This is a genomic window from Scandinavium tedordense (assembly GCF_024764965.1).
Classification (GTDB): Bacteria; Pseudomonadota; Gammaproteobacteria; order Enterobacterales; family Enterobacteriaceae; genus Scandinavium; species Scandinavium tedordense.
Map to the genome: position 1 here is coordinate 124,049 of NZ_JALIGG010000056.1, position 17,566 is coordinate 141,614.

17 protein-coding genes are annotated in these 17,566 nt (G+C 55.0%); 8 read left to right on the forward strand and 9 right to left on the reverse strand.

What is annotated here, in order from left to right; genetic code table 11:
• The first annotated feature begins 189 nt into the window (after nt 1-189).
• The 8 genes from ppsR to MUU46_RS13780 all read left to right on the forward strand — a co-directional run bounded on the left by ppsR (nt 190) and on the right by MUU46_RS13780 (nt 8,366).
• Entirely contained in the window at nt 190-1,023 is an 834-nt protein-coding gene (ppsR, locus tag MUU46_RS13745; protein WP_159755953.1) for a posphoenolpyruvate synthetase regulatory kinase/phosphorylase PpsR, read from the forward strand.
• Between the two features lie 165 nt (nt 1,024-1,188).
• Nucleotides 1,189-2,235 (forward strand): 3-deoxy-7-phosphoheptulonate synthase AroH, encoded by a 1,047-nt coding sequence (gene aroH, locus MUU46_RS13750; protein WP_258965795.1) that lies wholly within the window; start codon nt 1,189-1,191, stop codon nt 2,233-2,235.
• A gap of 203 nt (nt 2,236-2,438) precedes the next feature.
• On the forward strand, nt 2,439-2,663 hold the full coding sequence (gene hemP / locus MUU46_RS13755) for a hemin uptake protein HemP (protein WP_159755947.1): 225 nt from the start codon (nt 2,439-2,441) through the stop codon (nt 2,661-2,663).
• An 81-nt stretch (nt 2,664-2,744) separates the two neighbouring features.
• On the forward strand, nt 2,745-4,724 hold the full coding sequence (locus MUU46_RS13760; RefSeq protein WP_258965796.1) for a TonB-dependent hemoglobin/transferrin/lactoferrin family receptor: 1,980 nt from the start codon (nt 2,745-2,747) through the stop codon (nt 4,722-4,724).
• A 49-nt stretch (nt 4,725-4,773) separates the two neighbouring features.
• The gene (locus tag MUU46_RS13765; protein ID WP_258965797.1) at nt 4,774-5,802 is read left to right on the forward strand and encodes a hemin-degrading factor; all 1,029 of its coding nucleotides are present in this window, start codon (nt 4,774-4,776) and stop codon (nt 5,800-5,802) included.
• Complete coding sequence (locus MUU46_RS13770; protein ID WP_258965798.1) at nt 5,799-6,617, forward strand: heme/hemin ABC transporter substrate-binding protein; 819 nt, start codon at nt 5,799-5,801, stop codon at nt 6,615-6,617. The genes MUU46_RS13765 and MUU46_RS13770 overlap by 4 nt, the downstream gene beginning before the upstream one ends.
• Nucleotides 6,617-7,606, forward strand: coding sequence for a FecCD family ABC transporter permease (locus MUU46_RS13775; RefSeq protein ID WP_159755935.1), 990 nt, complete (start codon nt 6,617-6,619; stop codon nt 7,604-7,606). Before MUU46_RS13770 ends, MUU46_RS13775 begins: the two co-directional genes overlap by 1 nt.
• A complete protein-coding gene (locus MUU46_RS13780; RefSeq protein ID WP_445326600.1) occupies nt 7,587-8,366 on the forward strand; it encodes a heme ABC transporter ATP-binding protein in 780 nt (259 codons plus the stop codon). The genes MUU46_RS13775 and MUU46_RS13780 overlap by 20 nt, the downstream gene beginning before the upstream one ends.
• Nucleotides 8,367-8,368: 2 nt before the next feature.
• Here the strand turns inward: MUU46_RS13780 and selO are convergent, their stop codons facing one another.
• The 9 genes from selO to pheS all read right to left on the reverse strand — a co-directional run bounded on the left by selO (nt 8,369) and on the right by pheS (nt 17,504).
• On the reverse strand, nt 8,369-9,811 hold the full coding sequence (gene selO / locus MUU46_RS13785; protein ID WP_258965800.1) for a protein adenylyltransferase SelO: 1,443 nt from the start codon (nt 9,809-9,811) through the stop codon (nt 8,369-8,371).
• Between the two features lie 61 nt (nt 9,812-9,872).
• Nucleotides 9,873-10,586 (reverse strand): EAL domain-containing protein, encoded by a 714-nt coding sequence (locus MUU46_RS13790; protein ID WP_258965801.1) that lies wholly within the window; start codon nt 10,584-10,586, stop codon nt 9,873-9,875.
• A 277-nt stretch (nt 10,587-10,863) separates the two neighbouring features.
• Nucleotides 10,864-11,328, reverse strand: a complete 465-nt coding sequence (locus tag MUU46_RS13795) for a C40 family peptidase (RefSeq protein ID WP_159755923.1) — start codon at nt 11,326-11,328, stop codon at nt 10,864-10,866.
• A gap of 77 nt (nt 11,329-11,405) precedes the next feature.
• Nucleotides 11,406-12,152 (reverse strand): vitamin B12 ABC transporter ATP-binding protein BtuD, encoded by a 747-nt coding sequence (gene btuD, locus MUU46_RS13800; RefSeq protein WP_258965802.1) that lies wholly within the window; start codon nt 12,150-12,152, stop codon nt 11,406-11,408.
• A 2-nt stretch (nt 12,153-12,154) separates the two neighbouring features.
• Complete coding sequence (locus MUU46_RS13805; RefSeq protein WP_159755917.1) at nt 12,155-12,706, reverse strand: glutathione peroxidase; 552 nt, start codon at nt 12,704-12,706, stop codon at nt 12,155-12,157.
• Between the two features lie 28 nt (nt 12,707-12,734).
• Nucleotides 12,735-13,712, reverse strand: a complete 978-nt coding sequence (gene btuC / locus MUU46_RS13810) for a vitamin B12 ABC transporter permease BtuC (protein ID WP_258965803.1) — start codon at nt 13,710-13,712, stop codon at nt 12,735-12,737.
• Nucleotides 13,713-13,813: 101 nt separating this feature from the next.
• Nucleotides 13,814-14,113 carry an integration host factor subunit alpha gene (gene ihfA, locus MUU46_RS13815; protein WP_006820203.1) on the reverse strand — a complete coding sequence of 100 codons (300 nt, stop codon included), beginning with the start codon at nt 14,111-14,113 and terminating at the stop codon, nt 13,814-13,816.
• A gap of 4 nt (nt 14,114-14,117) precedes the next feature.
• Complete coding sequence (pheT, locus tag MUU46_RS13820; RefSeq protein ID WP_258965804.1) at nt 14,118-16,505, reverse strand: phenylalanine--tRNA ligase subunit beta; 2,388 nt, start codon at nt 16,503-16,505, stop codon at nt 14,118-14,120.
• Between the two features lie 15 nt (nt 16,506-16,520).
• The gene (gene pheS / locus MUU46_RS13825; protein ID WP_159755908.1) at nt 16,521-17,504 is read right to left on the reverse strand and encodes a phenylalanine--tRNA ligase subunit alpha; all 984 of its coding nucleotides are present in this window, start codon (nt 17,502-17,504) and stop codon (nt 16,521-16,523) included.
• Between the last annotated feature and the right edge of the window lie 62 nt (nt 17,505-17,566).

Sequence of the window (17,566 nt, forward strand, 5' to 3'; positions counted from 1 at the left end):
TAACTCCATGATTATTGAGGATTCCCACATAAAAACACGGTTTCCACCCCTCTACCATAAAATGAACACCCCTTTTCAAATAAAATAAAAACCACGTTTCATTTTTAAATTTAAGACAAAACCCACTCGGATGTGATTAAAATAAATATAGGCTTCATGGAATTAACTTAATCTTACCGGATGGTCAAAATGGATATAAATGTCGATCGCCATGTGTTTTACATTTCTGACGGTACCGCCATTACCGCCGAGGTGCTCGGGCACGCGGTGATGTCGCAATTCCCGGTGTCGGTCAACAGCATTACCTTGCCGTTTGTCGAAAGCGAAAGCCGGGCGAAGGCGGTGAAGGAGCAGATTGACGCGATTTATCAGCAATCTGGCGTCCGTCCGCTGGTCTTCTATTCGATCGTCATTCCGGAAATCCGAACTATCATTCTGCAAAGTGAAGGCTTCTGTCAGGACATCGTGCAGGCACTGGTTGCACCATTGCAGGAAGAACTGAAGCTCGACCCGACACCCATCGCCCATCGCACCCACGGCCTGACACCGGGGAATCTCACTAAATATGACGCCCGTATCGCCGCCATTGACTACACATTGGCGCACGATGACGGTGTTTCGCTGCGCAATCTCGATCAAGCACAGGTGATCTTGCTCGGCGTCTCACGCTGCGGCAAAACGCCAACCAGCCTTTACCTCGCGATGCAGTTTGGTATTCGCGCCGCCAACTATCCGTTTATCGCCGACGATATGGATAATCTGGTGCTGCCCGCCGCGCTGAAACCGTTACAGCATAAATTATTCGGGCTAACCATCGACCCGGAACGTCTGGCCGCGATTCGTGAAGAGCGCCGCGAAAACAGCCGCTATGCATCGATGCGCCAGTGCCGCATGGAAGTCACCGAAGTCGAAGCGCTGTACCGTAAGAACCAAATCCCGTGGATCAATAGCACTAACTATTCAGTGGAAGAAATCGCCACCAAAATCCTCGACATTATGGGACTCAATCGCCGCATGTACTAACACACTAGTACAGCATTGCAAAATGCGCTATCATCTTTTTGCAATGTATGCGCCTCACGTTGCTGAATAAGTGTTGAACCTTGAATTCAGCAGAGATTGGTTTATCGTGATGCGCATCACTTCCGGTATTCCTGCCGTAGAAGCCATCAAATTCTGAGAGTTCCAATGAACAAAACTGATGAACTGCGTTCGGCGCGCATCGACAGTCTGGTAACGCCTGCTGAACTGGCGAAGCGTTACCCTGTCACTTCCGAGGTTGCTGGTCATGTTACCGCCTCCCGCCGTCGCATCGAAAAAATCCTCAACGGCGAAGATAAACGTCTGTTAGTGGTGATGGGGCCCTGCTCTATCCATGATCTGGATGCGGCGATGGATTACGCACATCGCCTGCAAGTACTACGTGAAAAGCACCAATCACGGCTTGAAATCGTGATGCGCACCTATTTCGAAAAACCGCGTACGGTGGTGGGCTGGAAAGGCCTGATATCCGATCCGGATCTCAACGGCAGCTATCGCGTTAATCACGGTATCGAACTGGCGCGCAAGCTGCTGCTGCAGGTCAATGAGTTGGGGGTACCCACCGCCACCGAATTTCTCGATATGGTGACCGGTCAGTTCATCGCCGATTTAATCAGCTGGGGTGCGATTGGCGCTCGCACGACGGAAAGCCAAATTCACCGTGAAATGGCCTCCGCGCTCTCTTGCCCGGTTGGATTCAAAAACGGCACCGACGGCAATACCCGCATTGCCGTGGATGCAATCCGCGCCGCTCGCGCCAGTCATATGTTCCTGTCGCCGGACAAAAACGGCCAGATGACCATTTATCAGACCAGCGGTAACCCGTACGGTCACATCATCATGCGCGGTGGCAAAAAGCCGAACTACCACGCATCAGACATTGCGGTCGCCTGCGATACGCTGCACGAATTCGACCTGCCGGAACAGCTGGTTGTCGATTTCAGCCACGGCAACTGCCAGAAGCAGCACCGCCGTCAGCTGGAGGTGTGTGACGATATTTGTCAGCAAATTCGCAACGGTTCGACGGCGATTGCCGGGATCATGGCGGAAAGCTTCCTGCGCGAAGGTACGCAAAAAATCGTGGCCGGACAGCCGCTGGTGTACGGGCAGTCGATCACCGATCCTTGTCTGAGCTGGGAAGACAGTGAAATTCTGTTGGATAAACTTTCTGCAGCGATTGATACCCGCTTCTGAGTGTACTTTTCGTGTCGGGCGAATCGCATTGCCCGGCACGGAAATCCCCCGAATCCCCTCCTCACTCTCGTCAAAAATCAGCCACCATCGTCGGTTAAACAAGTATGTCGCCGGACAATATCCTCCTGTACTGAAACAATCTTTTTTGATCCAGTCACATATTTTTCACAAAAGGGGTTGCTGAGCTTTTTGATTTGTTGATAATGATTATCATTGTTACATTAATTGCTATTTATAACACTATGACATCATCGGATACATTTCTGATCGCAGGTAAAAGATCCCCGACGCCACAACCGCAGGCTGAAGATCGTCGCGTGAGCAGCAAAACCCTGCTAGGCGCGGAAGGTCGCGTCATCATTGAGCATGATGGCCAGCAATACTTACTGCGCCAGACCCATGCCGGAAAACTGATCCTGACTAAATAACAAACTTACACACAACATTTCGCCAGCCACCCAGGGACTCGCCGAGGCAGCCAGCGCTTTTCACTTTTCATGGAGAGTTGCATGCTACACCTGCATTCCGCGTCGCTGCGCCCATCGCTGGTCGCACTGGCTGTATTCGGCGCAATCACCACTCCGGCTTTCGCCGCCTCTGAACAAATGACCGTCACCGCCACCGGCAACGAACGCAGCGCGTTTGAAGCGCCGATGATGGTCACCGTTATCGACGCCGACACCCCTGAAGGCCAGACCGCCAGCTCCGCCGCAGATATGTTGCGCCAGGTCCCGGGTTTGACCATTGACGGTACCGGCCGCACCAACGGTCAGGACATCAACCTGCGCGGCTACGACCGTCGCGGCGTTCTGGTAATGGTCGATGGCATTCGTCAGGGCACCGACACTGGCCACCTCAACAGCACGTTTCTCGACCCGGCGCTTATCAAGCGTATCGAAGTCGTACGTGGCCCCGGCGCGATGCTGTACGGCAGCGGAGCGTTGGGCGGCGTGATTTCCTATGACACCGTTGATGCAGCAGACCTGCTACGAGTGGGTCAGAACAGCGGCTACCGCGTGTTCGGCACCGGCGGCACTGGCGATAACAGCCTTGGCATGGGTGCCAGCGCTTTTGGTCGCACTGATACCCTCGACGGGATTGTCTCCTGGTCCAGTCGTGACCGCGGTGATTTGAAGCAGAGCGACGGTTTCACCGCCCCAAATGACGAAAGCATTACCAACTTCCTTGCCAAAGGTAGCTGGAAAATCGATCCGGCGCAGAAGCTGAGCGGTTCGTTACGTTATTACAACAACGCCGCGCAGGAGCCAAAAAACCCGCAAACGCCACAAGCGTCTGACAGCAGTAACCCGATGACCGACCGTTCAACCATTCAGCGCGACGCGCAGTTGACATACAACATCGCGCCGGAAGGCAACGACTGGCTGAATGCCGACGTCAAAGGCTACTGGTCAGAAGTGCGTATCAACGCGCAGAACCTCGACGACTCCGGCGAGTTCCGCAAACAAACCACCAAAGGCGGGAAAGTAGAAAACCGCACTCGCCTGTTCACCGACAGCTTTGCCTCGCACCTGCTGACCTACGGCGGCGAATACTACCGTCAGGAGCAAAATCCGAGCGGCATGACCACCGGTTTCCCGAACGCGCGCATTAACTTCAGCTCTGGCTGGTTGCAGGATGAAATCACCCTACGCGACCTGCCGGTAACGATTCTCGGCGGTACGCGCTACGACAACTATCGCGGTACCAGTGACGGCTATGACGACGTCGATGCTGACAAATGGTCTTCCCGCGCGGGCATGACCATCAGCCCAACCGACTGGCTGATGTTGTTTGGCTCCTACGCTCAGGCTTTCCGCGCGCCGACGATGGGCGAGATGTATAACGACGCCAAACATTTCTCCATCGGCAGTTTCTACACTAACTATTGGGTACCGAACCCGAACCTGCGTCCGGAAACCAATGAAACGCAGGAGTACGGTTTTGGACTGCGCTTTGACGACGTATTGCTGGCGAACGATGCTTTCGAGTTTAAAGCCAGCTACTTCGACACTAACGCCAAAGATTACATCACGACGTCTGTTGATTTCGCGGCGGCCTCGACCACTTCCATCAACGTTCCGAACGCCAAAATCTGGGGTTGGGATGTGATAACCAAATACACCACTGACCTGTTCAGCCTCGACGTGGCGTATAACCGTACTCGCGGCAAAGACACCGATACCGGCGACTGGTTGACCTCAATCAACCCGGATACCGTCACCTCTCGCCTCGACGTTCCGATTGCCCAGAGCGGTTTCTCGGTGGGCTGGATTGGCACCTTCGCAGAAGACACGAAGAGCATCAGCGCTACCCCGCAGGCGGGCTATGGCGTGAATGATTTCTACCTGAGCTATAAAGGCCAGCAGGCGCTGAGCGGCCTGACCACCTCGCTGGTGTTCGGCAACGCCTTCGACAAAGAATATTACTCACCGCAGGGCATCCCGCAGGATGGCCAGAACGGTAAGATTTTCGTGAGTTATCAGTGGTAATCACCCAACCCCGGTTCGCCGGGGTATTTCACCTGGAAGGAATATGACAATGAATCACTACACACGCTGGCTGGCATTAAAAGAAGAAAATCCGGGCAAATATGCGCGTGACATCGCCGCGATGATGCACATCAGCGAAGCGGAATTGAGCTGGGCGCGCGTAGGCCACGATGCCTGGCGTCTACAGGGTGAAGTGCGCGACGTGCTGACCGGCCTTGAGGCTGCTGGCGACGTGAAATGCATCTGCCGTAACGAATACGCCGTTCACGAACAGGTTGGCAGCTTCACCAATCAGCACCTCAGCGGCCATGCCGGTCTGGTGCTCAATCCGCGCGCGCTCGATTTGCGCCTGTTCCTCAATCAGTGGGCCAGCGTTTTCCACATCAGCGAGATGAGCCCTCGCGGCGAGCGTCAGAGCATTCAATTCTTTGACCATCAGGGCGACGCGCTGCTGAAGGTGTACACCACAGACGCCACCGACATGACTGCATGGGCTGATATTCTGACCCGCTTTATCCATGCCGATAACCCGACGCTTGAACTGAAAGCAGCTGATGCGCCGACCACCAGCGGAGATATCGATGGCAAAACCCTCGACGGCGAATGGCGTGCGATGACCGACGTACACCAGTTTTTCACCCTGCTTAAGCGTCACAATCTGAGCCGCCAGCAGGCTTTCCGCCTGGTGGGCGATGACCTGGCGTGTCAGGTGGATAACGATGCGGTAGCGCGCCTGCTGGCGAATGCCCATCAGGATGCCAACGAGATTATGGTCTTCGTTGGCAACCGTGGCTGCGTGCAAATTTTCACCGGCGCTATCGAAAAAGTAGTGCCTATGAAAGGTTGGCTGAACATCTTTAATTCAGTCTTCACTCTGCACCTGCGCGAAGACACCATCGCCGAAACCTGGGTGACGCGTAAACCGACCGCCGATGGCCACGTTACCAGCCTTGAGCTGTTCGCCGCCGACGGCACGCAGATTGCGCAGCTTTATGGTCAACGCACCGAAGGCGAGCTGGAACAAACCCAGTGGCGTGCACAGGTTGAAGCACTGATTACCAAAGGGCTGGCCGCATGAAAACCGTCGTCGCGTTGATGGCCGCCCTGCCTCTGTTGGCAGGGGCGGCAGCTCAAAAAGTGGTAACGCTTGGCGGCGACGTGACGGAGATTGTCTATGCACTGGGGGCGCAGAGCGCCCTCGTTGCACGTGACAGCACCAGCATGTGGCCGACTGAAGCGTTGAAATTGCCTGACGTGGGCTATCTGCGGCAGCTGAACGCCGAAGGAATTCTCGCCACGCGCCCGACGACCGTTCTCGCCAGCGTGCAGGCCCAGCCGTCGCTTGTGCTGAAGCAAGTCGAACAAAACGGTGTGACGGTGGTGACGGTTCCGGGCAGCAACGACATTTCCGTGATTGACGACAAAATTCGCATCGTCTCCGAGGCATTGCATAAAGACGCCGAAGGCGAGCAGCTCCGTCAGCAGATGAAACAGGCGCTGGATGCGTTGCCTAAAACGACGCTCAATAAACGCGTGCTGTTTATTCTCAGCCACGGTGGCATGAGCGCCATGGCCGCCGGGCAGCAAACAGGGGCCGATTCGGCTATTCGTGCCGCGGGGCTTCAAAATGCAATGCAGGGTTTTAATCGTTATCAGCCGCTTTCTCAGGAAGGTGTGATCGCCAGCCAGCCGGATCTGGTGGTGATCTCAACCGATGGCGTTAAAGGCATGGGTGGCGAAAACGGATTGTGGACGTTGCCAGGTCTGGCGCAAACCCCGGCGGGCCGGAATAAACAGGTGCTGCAGATTGATGACATGGCGTTGTTAGGCTTCAGCATTCGCACTCCGGAAGCAATTCAACAGCTGCGGCATAAAGCGGAGCAGCTTCCCTGATGACGCCGTTGGTTTCCCGTTCTCTGTGGTCACTTCTGGCCCTGCTAACGATGTTAACGCTGTGCGCTACCACCTTCGGCGCACTGAAGCTGCCGTTAGATATACTTTGGCGTGGCGACAGCGCGCTGCGTCAAATCTGGTTCACTATCCGTTTGCCTCGCGTACTTTTGGCGCTGACCATCGGCGGTTCGCTGGCGTTGGCGGGCTGCGTGATGCAGGGCTTGTTTCGCAATCCGCTGGCGGACCCAGGCCTGCTCGGGATCAGCAGCGGTGCCGCGTTGGCGGTAGCGATGTGGGTGGTTTTACCCTTCTCACTGCCGATGGTGCTGATGCTGTACGCCCCGATGTTGGCGGCATTTCTCGGCAGCCTGGCAGTGACGATGGTGATTTTTGTCCTCAGCCAGCGCAACGACAATTCGCTCTCGCGCCTGCTGTTGGTGGGGATCGCTATTAACGCGCTGTGCGGCGCGGCAGTCGGCGTGCTGTCGTGGCTCAGCAACGATGCGCAGCTTCGCCAACTCTCGCTGTGGGGCATGGGCAGTCTCGGTCAGGCACAGTGGTCAACGCTGCTGGCGACGGCCTCGCTGATGCTGCCGACGGTTTTCATTCTCTGGCGGCTGGCAAAACCGCTGAATTTACTGCAACTGGGGGATGAAGAAGCGCATTACCTCGGCGTGAACGTGCGTCAGATTCAGCGACGTTTATTGATGTGCAGTGCCCTGCTGGTTGCGGCTGCAGTAGCGGTCAGTGGCGTGATTGGCTTCATCGGGCTGGTGGTGCCGCATTTACTACGCATGTGGCTCGGGGCCGATCACCGTGCGGTCATTCCCGGTTCGGTGCTGGTCGGTGCCATTTTACTGCTGGTGGCGGACACCGTGGCGCGTACGCTGGTTGCGCCTGCGGAAATGCCGGTCGGTCTGTTGACCAGCCTGCTCGGCGCCCCCTGGTTTTTATGGATGATTTTCCGTCGTGGAGGCCAACATGGCTAATCGCTTACAGACTGTTAATCTGTACTACTCCCCGGTGTTACGTGACATTACTCTGACACTGGTACCCGGCGAACTGGTAGCGCTGATTGGCCCCAACGGCGCGGGAAAATCGACGTTGCTGCGCGTGCTGACCGGCTATTTGCCGCCGGATAACGGGCACTGTCTGCTGAACGATAAACCGTTATCCGCCTGGACGCCTCAGGCGCTGTCTCGCCAGCGGGCGGTAATGCGCCAGCAAAACCAGCTTGGCTTCGACTGGCCTGTTGAAGATGTGATTACCATGGGACGCGCACCGTGGGAACAGAGCAATAGCCGAAAAGTCGTTGAACAGATCATGGCTCTGACCGGGTGTGCCCCGCTGTCGGGCCGGAAATACAATGCGCTTTCAGGAGGGGAGCAACAGCGGGTTCAGTTGGCGCGCGCGCTGGCGCAGCTATGGGTGAACGATGCGCCACAGGGCTGGTTATTTCTCGATGAGCCGACGTCGGCACTGGATTTATATCACCAGCAACATTTGCTTCGTTTGTTGAAAAATCTGACCCAGGCAGGAAATCTTCACGTCTGTGCGGTGTTGCACGATCTCAATCTGGCAGCACTTTGGGCTGACAGGCTGATCCTGCTTCATGAAGGAGAGATAGTGGCCCAGGGCAGCCCGCAACAGGTATTGCAGGCAGAGACCCTGAGCCGCTGGTACGGTGCCGAAGTGCACATCGGTCAGCACCCCGGCAACCACGCACCACAGGTGTTTTTAGCCCCGTAGCGTCAGCTCGAACAGCTCACTTCCAGCCGTTTGCCCCACTCAGGCGGACGACTGGCATAGTCATCATCCCGTTCCGCAAATGGGTCACGTAACGCCTCGTGCAAACGCTCAAACTCGGCATAGTCTCCGCGTTCAGCCTGCTCGATGGCACGCTGTGCCAGCCAGTTACGTAACACCACCGCCGGATTGACCTGCTTCATACTTTGCTGGCGCGTGGCGTCATCCACCCCATCCTGCTGCAAGCGCGCGCGATAGTCGCTGAACCACGAATCAAACGCCGCCCGGTCGATAAACTCATCGCGCAAGGGTGAACTCGCACTCTGCTGTTCCGTCACACACAGCATACGGAAGGTGCGGGTATAATCGCTGCCCTCCCGCTCCATCAGGCTAAACAGCCCGTTCAGTAGTTCATTATCGCCCTTTTGCTCCGAGAACAGACCGAGCTTGCCGCGCATCCTCTGACCGTATTCCACCAGCAATGCTTCCTGATAGCCGTCCAGCGTATCGTTGAGCACATCCACCGCAATAAACGGCGACAGCGACTGCGCCAGGCGTTGCAGGTTCCATAGCGCCGCCGCAGGCTGATTATCAAAACTGTAACGGCCCTGATGGTCGGAGTGATTACAGATAAAGCCCGGCTGATAATCATCGAGGAAACCGTACGGACCGTAGTCCATGGTCAGACCCAGAATCGACATATTATCTGTGTTCATCACCCCGTGACAGAAGCCAACGGTTTGCCAGCGGGCAATCAGACGCGCGGTCCTGGTGACAACGTCACGGAACCACAGCGCATACTTTTCGGCTTCGGAATCCAACTGCGGCCAATGGTGACGAATCACATAATCCGCCAGCATACGCACCTTTTCAGGTTCACGGCGGTAGTAGAAGTGTTCGAAATGGCCGAAACGCACATGACTTTCCGCCAGACGCATCAGCATGGCACCCTGCTCAACCGTTTCTCGGTACACCGGCGTGTCGCTGGTTATCACCGATAGCGCACGCGTGGTCGGAATGCCGAGCGCGAACATCGCCTCAGACGCCAGACTTTCGCGCAACGTGGAACGCAATACCGCACGCCCATCGCCCATTCGGGAATACGGCGTCAGTCCTGCGCCTTTGAGGTGCCAGTCATAACGACGTCCGTCGGCCAACTGCTGTTCGCCGAGCAAGATGCCACGCCCGTCGCCAAGCTGACCGGCCCAGACGCCAAACTGATGGCCGCTGTAGACCTGCGCGAGAGGCAGCATTCCGGGCAGCAGCGTTTCGCCGCCCCACACACCCGCGCCTTTTTCTGGCCTGAACAGCGATTCAGGTAAGTCGAGACTCTGCGCCAGCGCCGCGTTGTGCCAAATCAGGCGTGCATTGGCCAGCGGCGTCGGTGACAGTTCGGTATAAAAACCTGGCAGCTCATCGCGCCAGTGATGGGTAAAAGACAGGGTCATGGTTCCTCCTGTCTGTAGTGTAGTGCCTGTGAGGGCAGATAAATACGGGCAGGATACAGGGTTATTCCTGCATCAACCGGGTCAGCGATGCGCAATCAACGGTGGGCCACAGTAATCCCTGGTATGCGCTCAGGCCCCAAGGCTCCAGACGTTCAAGGATCTGTGGGTTGTCCACACCTGCCGCCATAATCGCACTACAGCAGGGCTGCACCTGGGCGATTATCGCCCGTATAAAGGGATCAAACGATAATAATAACGCCTGCTGTTGAATAAAGTTTTTATCCAGCATAACGCGTTTGAACAACCCGCTGAAAACAGCCTGGGTTGATGCGTCTCCGGCACCAAAATTGGCCTGCACCAGCGGGAAAAGATTCGCCAGTTGAACCAGCAAATGATTTTTGTCGATGGTATTCAATTCTGGAAAGTTTTCATTAACCGTAAACTCCAGAAAGGAAAATCGCGCCGCCTGTTCCGCCAACACGTTTTGTGTTAACAACGCAAAAGCTATTGCCGGCGTTATATTAATCCACGCAATTAATTGCTGTTGAATAAAAAAGATTTGGCAGGTTTCGAGTAACGCGAGTTTTTCGCGAAACAGGATGACTTCCTGTTCAGCGCTCAGGCGTGACATCACCAGCGTGGTTGGCGTACGCACCGCATCATCCACGCCAACAACGTTCGCGATTATTTCTAATCCGACAAGTTGCCCCCCACCATTTCTGGCAGGCAGGAATAACAATTCGGTTTTCCAGGCTTTATCCAGAGTAACAATCATTACGTCCACCCTTGTTCAAGGGAGCTCCCTGGTCGCTGCTGCATGGTTCCAGTTGAAAACAAAATCTTTGATTTTAAAAAGATTAATTTCATTCGTCCCTTTGTAATTCAGGAATTCCTTTGCTTTATCATTGGGATGATTGTAATCCATATTCGTACAATCGCACAATCCAGAGATTCATTAGCTGAATGCAATGACAATTGATAATTATTTCGTAGCGCATTTTTATATTTATCTGCCAACAAAAAAGGGCCATCAGGCCCTTTTGTTTTTACGACTAAATACGTCTGGCTTGCCAGAAGTGCTTTCGCCAGTAGACATTATCCAGTGAGGATCGGGTGACCCCCTGGCTGGTTGAGGCATGAATAAATTGATTATCCGTATCATAGATGCCGACATGCAGACCATTTCCGCCCGACCCGGTGTTGAAGAATACCAGGTCGCCCGGCAACAAATCGTCTTTATCAATTTCGGTGCCGATTTTAGACTGCTGTTTGGTATCGCGCGGCAGCTGTAAATCAAACTGGTCCCGAAAGGTCATCATTACGAACGCAGAGCAATCCACGCCACCGCGAGTACTTCCCCCATAGCGATATGGCGTGCCGCGCCAGTTTGCCAACTGATCATTAAGATTGGCAATAACTGTGATGGAGTCCGAAAGCCGTGGGTTAGGCGGCGGCGCACGATGGCTGCTGCACCCGCCTAAAATTAGCGCTGCCACTAAAATAAATAAGAGACGCATATCCTGGCGTTTCCTCTGATATTTTTTATAAGAATAATTTAGCCTGCGAATTTGCAAAGTTGCAAGAAACCTTGAGGTTACAGCGCAGAAATTAAGATCTGTACGCCATCCGCGTTTAGCTTTTTGAACGGCATATCATACGCAGCCGTCAGATTTTCGATCGTCAAAACGTGCGGCGTATCACCGCTGGCCAGCATTCGCCCCCGACGCAATAACCACGTCTGACTGGCAAAGCGTAACGTGTGATTCAAATCATGGCTGCTCATGACCACCGTAACACCGGCAAGCCTTAGCTCGGTCAGCAATTTATCCAGCCCGCTCTGCTGGGCCACATCCAGGCTGTTCATCGGCTCATCCAGCAACAGCAGCTTCCCTTCCGGATTTCCCCGCGGGTGAATTTGCAGCACCACCGCCGCGAGACGGACACGCTGCCATTCACCGCCGGAAAGCTGGTTCACCTGGCGGGCTAGCTTATCCCCCAGACCCAACTTTTCGGCGATTTCTTGCTGTAATGCATGTTGCGTTTTGTCGTGCTGATGCAGCGTCAGGTAATGCCATACCGGCATCGCAAAGGGCGGCGTCTGATGCTGCGTCAGATACGCCCGATGACGCGCCAGTTCAGGTGCAGGCCAGTCAGCCAACGGTCTACCGTTTAGCATAACCTGCCCTACGCCCTGGCTTAAGCCTGCCATTCTGGCGAGCAACGTGCTTTTTCCTGCGCCGTTGGGGCCGACAAGATGCACCATTTCGCCCTGACGGACGTCTGCGCTGACCGGGTGCAATCGTCCCAGTTCCGCCGCGCCCTGCAACTGCATCAGCGGCATGATTACTTCGCCAGTGCCAGCTTGATGGATTCCATCACAATCGGATCTTCAGGCGTCATGTCCGGGGAGAAACGCTGAATAACTTCGCCCTCACGACCAATCAGGAATTTTTCGAAATTCCACAGAATATCGCCTTCCTCCTTCGGCGCTCGGCCTTTGCTGGCCATACGCTCGTAGAAACCGCTGCTTTCTGGCGCGACGGCGACGGGGGCGGCCGAGGTCAGTTTCTGGTACAGCGGATGACGCTGTTCGCCGTTGACGTCGATTTTGCTGAACATCGGGAACGTCACGCCGTACGTAGTACTGCAGAAAGTTTTTATTTCTTCGTCACTGCCCGGCTCTTGGCCGAGGAACTGGTTACATGGGAAGCCCAGCACGGCGAAACCGTCTTTGCTCCAGGCTTCATGAATATTTTCCAGCTGCTCGTACTGTGATGTCAGCCCGCACTGGGAAGCGACGTTCACCACCAGCAGTACGTTACCTTTGAACTGTTCGAGATTGACGTTTTCACCGTCGATGGTTGTGACATTGGTGTTGAGAATATCGTGTTGCATAGCGTCCTCTTGGGTTATCAGCCGGCGCTTAGCGGCCAGCCCTTAATAGTAGCCAGATAAATACAGGTGCGCCCAAGGTCGCGGTGACGACGCCTATAGGCAATTCTGCCGAAGCCAGCGCCATACGCGCCACGATATCGGCGAACAGCAGCGTTGCGCCCCCTGCCAGGACACAGGCAGGCAGAAGCACACGATGGTCGGTCAGGCCGCACAGCCGCAGCATATGGGGAATAACCAGCCCGATAAAGCCAATGGCACCAGAGAGCGCCACGCTGACGCCTACCAGCCAGCCCGTCGCCAGCACCAGAAGCCTTCGCCACAGCCACAGTGGCAAGCCAAGCTGGCGGGCAGACGTTTCGCCGAGCGATAATAAATTCAGCGGCTGCGATTGCAGACAAGCCCAGCCAATCACGGGCACAAGCGCCAGCATTAGCCAGCCCTGATTCCAGTCCACGCCACCAAACCCGCCCATCATCCAGTACATCAGCTGGCGCAGGTCAAACGACGTCGAAAAATATACGGCCCAGGTCATTGCCGCGCTGCAAATAATCCCCAGCGCCACGCCTGCGAGCAGAAGCCGACTGGTCGATAAGTGACGGCGTGCAAAACGCAGTAATATCACGGTGATGATCAGCGCCCCGACAATCGCGCTCAAGCCCAGCGCCCAGTTTGGCAGCCCTTTTCCCAGCAATACGGCGGCAATCAATCCGACTCCCGCGCCGTTAGATACGCCGAGCAAGCCAGGCTCCGCAAGCGGGTTCTCAAATAATGCCTGCATAATTGCCCCGGACACCGCCAGCGCCGCGCCCACTAGCACCACGGCCACGGTACGCGGCAGACGAATTTGCCAGACAAACAGCTCCCCACGAGCGGTAAACCATTCACCCGGCGCAATCCACGCTTCACCCGCGCACAGGCTGATGAACACCGCGAGCAGAAGAAGCAACAGCAAGAATCCGAGCCATCGCTGGTTTCGTTGCTGCTGACGTTGGGCGAGTCGTTGCATGATGTCCTGAGATAATGAAGTGAAGTGTCTGATTTTATTGTGCCTGATGCTCGCAGAAAAGAAAAAAGGCCGCAAGAGCGACCTTTTTGGTTAATCAGAAATTATTCTGCTTTGGGCGAAGCGTTTTCGACACGACTTTTCAACTTCTGGCCGGGTCTGAAGGTCACCACGCGCCGGGCTGTAATGGGAATATCTTCGCCCGTCTTCGGGTTGCGCCCGGGGCGTTGATTTTTATCGCGCAAATCGAAGTTACCAAAACCGGAGAGTTTTACCTGCTCACCGTTTTCAAGAGCGCGACGAATCTCTTCGAAAAACAACTCTACCAGTTCTTTGGCATCCCGTTTGCTAAGCCCAAGCTTATCAAACAGATATTCTGACATTTCAGCTTTTGTAAGCGCCATAGGTTCAATCCCTCAATGATGCCTGGAATCGCTCTTTTAATGCCACTACACATTTGGCAACGGTAGCGGCAATCTCCTCTTCTTCGAGTGTACGGCTGGTATCCTGAAGGATCAGGCTAATAGCGAGGCTCTTGAAACCCTCCTCTACGCCCTTACCGCGGTACACGTCAAACAAGTTTACGCCAACTACCTGATTTACGCCAACTTTCTTACACTCATTGAGAATATCAGCTGCAGGAACGTTTTCGGCCACGACCACAGCGATGTCACGACGGTTCGCAGGGAAGCGAGAAATCTCTTTCGCCTGAGGCACCACGCGGTCTGCGAGCTTGTTCCACTCCAGTTCAAACACCATCGTGCGACCGTTCAAGTCTAGTTTACGTTCCAGCTCAGGATGAACAACCCCAATGAAACCAATACGTTCGCCTTTCAGATAAATCGCCGCAGACTGTCCCGGATGCAGCGCTGGATTGGCTTCAGCTTTAAACTGGATATCGCCCAGCTTGCCTGTCAGGTCCAGAACGGATTCGAGGTCGCCTTTTATATCATAGAAATCAACTGTCTCTTTCGCCAGATCCCAGTGTTCTTCATAGCGGTTACCGCAAATAACGCCGCTCAGCATCACGTCCTGACGGATGCCCAACGGGGCCTGAGTGTCCGGTACGAAACGCAGACCGCTTTCGAAAATACGTACACGGCTCTGTTGACGGTTCTGGTTATAGACCACGGTGCCCAGCAGGCCAGTCCACAGAGAAAGACGCATAGCGGACATTTCACTGGAGATTGGGCTTGGCAGGATCAGCGCTTCTTCGCCCGGGTGGATCACCTGCTGCACTTTCGGATCGACGAAGCTGTAGGTGATTACTTCCTGGTAGCCTTTGTCATTCAGCATGGTTTTCACACGCTTAAGAGACAAGTGAGCTTCATGATGATGACCCATGATCAGACCCGCCTGAACTGGCGCATCCGGGATATTGTTGTAGCCGTAAACGCGGGCCACTTCTTCCACCAGATCTTCTTCGATTGAAATATCGAAACGCCAGCTTGGCGCGACGGCCTGCCACTGGTCCTGACCCTCTGTCACTTCGCAGCCCAGACGGCGCAAGATATCGCAAACCTGCTCATCGGCAATGTGATGTCCAATCAGGCGGTCAAGTTTGCTACGACGCAGCGTAATGGTGGCACGCTTCGGCAGAGTGGCTTCGTTGGTCACGTCAATAACCGGTCCCGCTTCACCGCCGCAAAGGTCCAGAAGCAGACGCGTTGCACGTTCCATTGCTTTATATTGCAGCGCCGGATCCACGCCACGCTCGTAGCGGTGGGAAGCATCGGTATGCAGACCCTGACGACGCGCGCGACCAGTGATGGACAGCGGATTGAAGAATGCACATTCCAGCAGCACGTTTTGGGTTTCGTCATTCACGCCAGAATGTTCACCACCGAAAATGCCGCCCATTGCCAAGGCTTTATTGTGGTCAGCGATAACCAGCGTATCAGTACTCAGCTTGGCTTCGTTGCCGTCCAGCAAAACCAGAGTTTCACCTTCTTTCGCCATACGCACCACGATGCCGCCGTCGATGCGGTCGAGGTCGAACGCGTGCATCGGCTGACCCAGCTCCAGCAATACGTAGTTGGTCACATCAACGACTGCATCGATAGAACGGATACCACAGCGACGCAGTTTTTCTTTCATCCATAGTGGCGTTGGCGCTTTAACGTTGATACCTTTCACTACACGACCCAGATAACGTGGGCACGCGTCGGCAGCGTCGACGTTGATTGGGAAAGTGTCATTGATGGTTGCGGCAACGGGTGCCATTTCTGGCACGTTCAGCGGCTGCTGGTTCAGAACCGCGACGTCACGCGCCACGCCGATGATGCCTAAGCAGTCAGCACGGTTCGGGGTAACGCTGATTTCGATGGTGTTGTCATCGAGTTTCAAATATTCGCGGATATCAGTTCCCAACGGAGCATCCGCAGGCAGTTCGATAATCCCGTCATGATCGTCGGAAATACCCAGCTCGGAGAACGAGCACAGCATGCCTTCAGACGGTTCGCCGCGCAGTTTCGCTGCTTTGATTTTGAAGTCGCCAGGCAGAACGGCCCCGATGGTCGCGACGGCCACTTTCAGGCCCTGACGGCAGTTTGGAGCCCCGCAGACGATGTCCAGCAGACGCTCGCCACCAACATTAATTTTGGTCACGCGCAGTTTATCGGCGTTCGGATGCTGCCCGCATTCAACCACTTCACCCACTACGACACCATTGAATACGCCTGCAACCGGCTCAACACCGTCCACTTCCAGGCCTGCCATGGTGATTTGGCCAGACAGCGCTTCGCTGTCAATCGCCGGGTTAACCCATTCGCGTAACCACAGTTCACTGAATTTCATTGTTCTGTCCTGCCCTTATTTAAACTGTTTGAGGAAACGCAGATCGTTTTCGAAGAATGCACGCAGGTCGGTGACGCCGTAGCGCAGCATGGTCAGACGTTCCATACCCATGCCGAAAGCGAAGCCGGAGTAAACTTCCGGATCGATGCCGACATTACGCAGTACGTTCGGGTGAACCATGCCGCAGCCCAGCACTTCGAGCCATTTGCCGTTTTTACCCATAACATCAACTTCTGCAGACGGTTCGGTGAACGGGAAATAGGACGGACGGAAACGAATCTGCAAATCTTCTTCAAAGAAGTTACGCAGGAAGTCGTGCAGCGTGCCTTTCAGGTTGGTAAAGCTGATGTTGGTGTCAACAATCAGGCCTTCCATCTGATGGAACATTGGCGTGTGGGTCTGATCGTAATCGTTACGATAGACGCGGCCCGGCGCAATGATACGGATAGGCGGCTGCTGGTCTTTCATGGTGCGGATCTGTACGCCAGAGGTCTGGGTACGCAGCAGACGCGTTGCGTCGAACCAAAAAGTGTCGTGGTCAGCACGTGCCGGGTGGTGACCTGGAATATTCAGCGCATCGAAGTTGTGATAGTCATCTTCGATTTCCGGGCCAGTCGCCACGGTAAAGCCGAGCTCACCGAAGAAACTTTCAATGCGGTCGATGGTGCGGGTCACCGGGTGCAAACCACCGGTTTCAACACGACGCCCCGGCAGAGAAACATCGATGGTTTCTGCGGCCAGACGTGCATTAAGGGCTGCCCCCTCGAGAGCGGCTTTACGCTCATTCAGCGCCTGCTGAACCTGTTCTTTTGCTTCGTTGATAACGGCACCTGCGGCCGGGCGCTCTTCCGCCGGCAATTCACGCAGGGTTGTCATTTGAAGGGTCAGATGCCCTTTTTTACCCAGATATTCGACACGCACGTTATCCAGCGCGGCGACATCTGAAGCTTCATTAATAGCTGCCCTGGCACTGGCAACCAGCTCTGCGAGATGTGACATGGTTTTCCTCAATAATGTCGATGCAAACACCCGTTTGCGGACTTAATCTCTTGAATTCTACA